We start from the raw sequence: 4,915 nt of genomic DNA, 5'->3' as shown, positions 1-4,915 counted from the left end.
CTTTCGGGTGAGCGGGCCGGATGCCGCCTGCGGTGTGGAACATCTCGTGGAGGACTGAGCGTGGAGCAGCGACTTCTTTGCTGATCTCGCTGTGCGTGGTTCCCATCTGGTAAAGATCCCACGCTTGTTGGGCTCTTGCGGGGAATTTCACAGCCCATCGCAGTTTCCCAGGTCGATTGACAGCCATCGCGCACACCTCCGGGTTCTAGGGGTGTTGCGATCACCCCTAGAACCCGCGGCTGCCGACCTGTGCGAGTGTTGAGCATTCGAACTGGGTGTGAGCCCGGGTGGGGCTGAGCCCCGGTGGGGTCTCGCGACGGTGATGAATGCAGGAGGGGCCCGGACGGATCGTCCGAGCCCCTCCTGCGCACATAGGGTGCGGTCACCTCATCGGATCATCCGAAGCGGCCGGAGATGTAGTTGAGTGTCTGCTCGTTCTCCGGGTTCTGGAAGATCGTCTTGGTGTCCGCGTACTCGATGAGCTGGCCGGGCTTGCCGGTGCCCTGGATGTTGAAGAACGCGGTCTTGTCCGCCACGCGCGCAGCCTGCTGCATGTTGTGCGTGACGATGACGACCGTGTAGTCCTCCTTGAGCTGGTTGATGAGGTCCTCGACGGCCAGCGTGGAGATCGGGTCGAGCGCGGAGCACGGCTCGTCCATGAGGATGACGGACGGCTCGACGGCGACGGTGCGGGCGATGCAGAGGCGCTGCTGCTGACCGCCGGACAGTCCGGAGCCCGGCTTGTCGAGTCGGTCCTTCACCTCGTTCCAGAGGTTCGCACCGCGCAGCGACTTCTCCAGGATCGCATCCGCGTCGGACTTCGACAGGCGCGTGCCGTTGAGCTTGTAGCCGGCGAGCACGTTCTCACGGATCGACATCGTGGGGAACGGGTTGGGGCGCTGGAAGACCATGCCCACCTCCGCCCGGATGTTCACCGGGTCCACGCCCGGGTCGTAGATGTTGTCGCCGTCCAGGAGGATCTTGCCGTCGGCATATGCACCGGGCAGCACCTCATGCATGCGGTTGATCGTGCGGAGGAAGGTGGTCTTGCCGCAGCCGGACGGACCGATGAAGGCCGTGACCGACCGGGGCTCGATGCGGATGTTCACATCTTCGACGGCGAGGAAGCTGCCGTAGTAGACGTTGAGGTCGACGGTGTCGATGCGCTTTGCCATGGGTCTTCGTTCCTTTGCTTCTGTGCCTGCTCGTGCGTGGCTCGCGCCTGGGTCAGCGTCCGGTCTTCGCCGGCGCGAACGCCTGGGCGACGATGCGGGCGATGAGGTTGAGCAGCATCACGATGACGATGAGCACGAGCGCGGCGGCCCATGCACGCAGCTCCGACGGCAGTGGAGCGCCGGGAGCCGTCGGGTTGATGAGCTGACGATAGATGTAGACCGGCAGCGCCGTCATCCATCCGTTGAACGGGTTCCACGTGGTGGTGGCGAGGAAGCCTGCCGTCACGAGGATCGGGGCGGTCTCACCGGCGACGCGCGCGATCGCGAGCGTCACACCGGAGGCAATGCCGGAGATCGACGTGGGGAGGACGACCTTCATGATCGTCTTCCACTTGCGGACGCCCAGTGCGTAGGACGCTTCGCGCAGCTCGTTCGGCACGACGCGGAGCATCTCCTCCGTCGACCGAACGACCACCGGGATCATGAGCACGGACAGGGCGATCGACGCGGTGAGGCCCATCTTCACCATCTGGAGATGAGCGGGGCTGGTGCCGAGGAACGTCGTGACGAACAGATTGACCGCGGCGAACGCGAACAGACCGGCGACGATCGAGGGGATGCCCGTCATGACGTCGACGAAGAACGTGATGGACCGCGCGAACAGGCCGCCCCGGCTGTATTCGGTCAGGTAGATCGATGCCATGAGGCCGATCGGCACGGAGATGACCGTGGCGAGCACGGTGATCATGAGCGTGCCGATGAGTCCGTGGACGAATCCGCCGGCCAGTGGTGCGCCCTCGTCGACGGTGGCCTGGTCCGTGGCTCCGTTGGTCGTGCTCATGTCCTCGGTGAGCAGGCTCGGATTCGAGAGGAGCGTCGGCAGTCCCTGTGCGAACACGGTCCACAGGAGCGAAATCAGCGGGATGAGTGCGATGAAGAACGCCGCCCACACCAGATTGCGCCACAGGCCGTCGGTCGCACGGCGCTTGTTCTCCATCACACGGGTCGTCACGTACATGCCGATGACGAACACGATCGCGGAGAAGATGAGCCAGCCGGTGACGGAGAAGCCCTCCCCGCCGAGCAGGACGGTGATGCCCGCACCGATGATGAGCGCGCCGGCGAGGACGACGGCCCACACCCAGCGCGGCTTCTGACCGGCGGTGAAGGCGTTGCCCTTCTTGGCGGACGTGCCGTTCTTCGACGGCTGCGGTTCGGGGGCGGCCCCCTCGTCTGTCTTCTTCACTGCTGTCGACATCAGTTGGCCCCCGAGAATTCCTTGTTGCGGTTGACGATCGCGCGGGCGACCATGTTCACCGCCAGCGTGATGATGAAGAGCATGAGGCCGGCCGCGATGAGTTCGGACTGGCGCATGCCGAACGCCTCAGGGAAGTTGAGCGCGATCTCAGACGGGATCGTCTGGTTGCCCGACGAGATGAGGCTGAGGTTGAACACGCCGCCGGACAGGACGAGCGTGACGGCCATGGTCTCACCCAGGGCGCGGCCCAGTCCCAGCATGATGGAGGAGATGATGCCCGCGCGTGCGAACGGGAAGACGGTCATCCTGATCATCTCCCACTGCGTCGCACCCAGGGCCAGGGCGGCCTCTTCGTGCAGCTTGGGCGTCTGGAGGAAGATCTCGCGGCAGAGCGACGTGATGATCGGCAGGATCATGACGGCGAGCACGACCCCGGAGGTGAGCAGGGTGCGGCCGGTCGTGGACGGGTCGCCGGCGAAGAAGGGGATGAAGCCGAGCGTGTCGTGCAGCCAGCCGTAGATCGGCACCATCGCGGTGGAGAGCGTGAGCATGCCCCACGCGCCGTAGACGACCGACGGGATCGCGGCCAGCAGGTCGATCACGTAGCCGACCGGCGTCGAGATGCGCCGCGGCGCGTAGTGCGAGATGTACAGTGCGATCCCGATCGCGACCGGCGTCGCGATGAGGATCGCGATGAGCGAGGCCATGACCGTGCCGCCGATCAGCGGGAGGACGTAGACCCAGAAGTTGTCTGCGCTGTTGATCGAATCCTGGTTGGAGAACACCGTGGGTGCCAGCGCGGGCAGCGATTCGGTGACGAGGAAGACTGCGACGAACGCGAGCACCACGAGGATGAGGGCGCCAGCGCCGTACGACAGACCGGCGAAGATCTTGTCCCCGGAGGCGTTCCCCGCTGACTTCGTGGTGGGCGAGGGATTGTTCTTCCTCGCTTCGGTGACCTGCTCAGTCACGATGACTCCCCTCGGAGTTCGACTGTCCGGAACGGAATGCCGGATCCATGGTGGTACTCAGTGGCGTGCGCATCAATGGTCGGACACGACGGTGCCGCCGATCCACTGGGTGAGTGGACCGGCGGCAGTGCCGTGGCCTGTCCGGAGAGCGTATATCAGCCCTGGACGGTGATGTTGTCGATGCGCTCGGTGGCCGCGGTGCGTGCGTCCTCCGAGATCGGCGCGGAGCCGGCCGATTCCTCAGCGGCAGCCTGGCCCTCCTCGGAGATGACGTACTGGCCGAACGCCTTCGCGAGGTCAGCGGTCTCCTGATCCTGGTACTGCTGGCAGAAGATGTGGTAGGAGACGAGGACGATCGGGTAGACGCCGGCTTCCTCCGTGGAGCGGTCGAGCTCGACTGATCCGTCGTCGTTGGCCTCGGATGCGTCGACGGCCTTGGCCGCTGCGTCCGAGGAGTACTCGACGTACTCGTCGCCGACGCCCACTGCGACGGTGCCGAGCTCGCCGACCTGCGAGGCGTCCGCGTAGGTGATCGCACCGTCGGTGCTGCCCGCGAGGGACACGACGCCGGAGGTCTGCTGAGCGGACTCGGCAGCGATCTCGGACGGCCAGGTCTCGACCTCGTCGTACTCCCAGGCGTCACCGGCGGCCTCGTTGAGGTACGCGGTGAAGTTCTCCGTGGTGCCGGAGTCGTCGGAGCGGTGCACGACGGTGATCGGCGTGTCGGGCAGCTCGGTGCCCTCGTTCTGCTCTGCGATCGCCTCGTCGTTCCACTCGGTGATCTCACCGGCGAAGACCTGAGCGATGGTCTCTGCATCCATGTTCACCGTGTCGACACCCTCGAGGTTGAAGGCGACTGCGACGGGGGAGATGTAGGACGGAGTGTGGAAGACGCCCTCGGGGCCGCAGACCTCTGCGGCCTGCTCCTGCTCGTCCTCGTCCATCGCGGCGTCGGAGCCGGCGAACGAGTACTGGCCGGCGAGGAAGCCCTCACGGCCCGCGCCGGATCCGACCGGGTCGTAGTTCACGGTGAGGTCGGGGGAGACCTCCGTGACGCCCTGGGTCCAGGCGGTCATCGCGGCCTCCTGCGACGACGCGCCGCCGCCGATCAGGGTGCCGGAGACCGAGCCGGCGTCAGCTGCGGGCTCGCCGCCTTCGCCGCCGCCGGATCCGCCGCCGCAGGCGGAGAGGGTGAGTGCGCCTGCTGCGAGGACTGCTGCAGCCGTGCCGAAACGCTTGAGCTTCACGTGGGTGCCTTTCGCTCCATGTGTAAGGGGTATCCAGGGGGTGTCCCCAGGTGCAGGGGATACCCCCGTGTGCGGACCCCACGTTACGAGTGCAGTATGACCCGTAGGAGAGTCGAATGTGAACGGCCGGTGAATGGGGCTCTTCGCGGTTCGTGGTGAATGACCCTGCTGTGGCGGGTATTCACGCTACGGTTCTCGCGGCGCTGGTGAGCAGGATACGCGTCCGGTAGTTCTCCGCGTTGCGGAATCCGCGGCCGGTGCGTT

4 protein-coding genes are annotated in these 4,915 nt (G+C 65.8%); all 4 read right to left on the bottom strand.

The genetic code is table 11. The features are described from left to right. Positions 1-395: 395 nt before the first annotated feature. A complete protein-coding gene (gene pstB, locus BSP109_RS16250) occupies positions 396-1,175 on the bottom strand; it encodes a phosphate ABC transporter ATP-binding protein PstB (protein WP_087008919.1) in 780 nt (259 codons plus the stop codon). Positions 1,176-1,227: 52 nt separating this feature from the next. Beyond that, a complete protein-coding gene (pstA, locus tag BSP109_RS16245; RefSeq protein WP_087008917.1) occupies positions 1,228-2,433 on the bottom strand; it encodes a phosphate ABC transporter permease PstA in 1,206 nt (401 codons plus the stop codon). After that, positions 2,433-3,404 carry a phosphate ABC transporter permease subunit PstC gene (gene pstC / locus BSP109_RS16240; protein ID WP_087008915.1) on the bottom strand — a complete coding sequence of 324 codons (972 nt, stop codon included), beginning with the start codon at positions 3,402-3,404 and terminating at the stop codon, positions 2,433-2,435. The genes pstA and pstC overlap by 1 nt, the downstream gene beginning before the upstream one ends. A 155-nt stretch (positions 3,405-3,559) precedes the next feature. Further along, on the bottom strand, positions 3,560-4,651 hold the full coding sequence (locus BSP109_RS16235; RefSeq protein WP_101601986.1) for a phosphate ABC transporter substrate-binding protein PstS: 1,092 nt from the start codon (positions 4,649-4,651) through the stop codon (positions 3,560-3,562). Between the last annotated feature and the right edge of the window lie 264 nt (positions 4,652-4,915).

Source organism: Brevibacterium sp. Mu109 (assembly GCF_900169375.1).
Lineage (GTDB): Bacteria > Actinomycetota > Actinomycetes > Actinomycetales > Brevibacteriaceae > Brevibacterium > Brevibacterium yomogidense_A.
The sequence above is the reverse complement of the archived record's forward strand: the minus strand, read 5'-3'. Positions and strand labels throughout refer to the sequence as shown.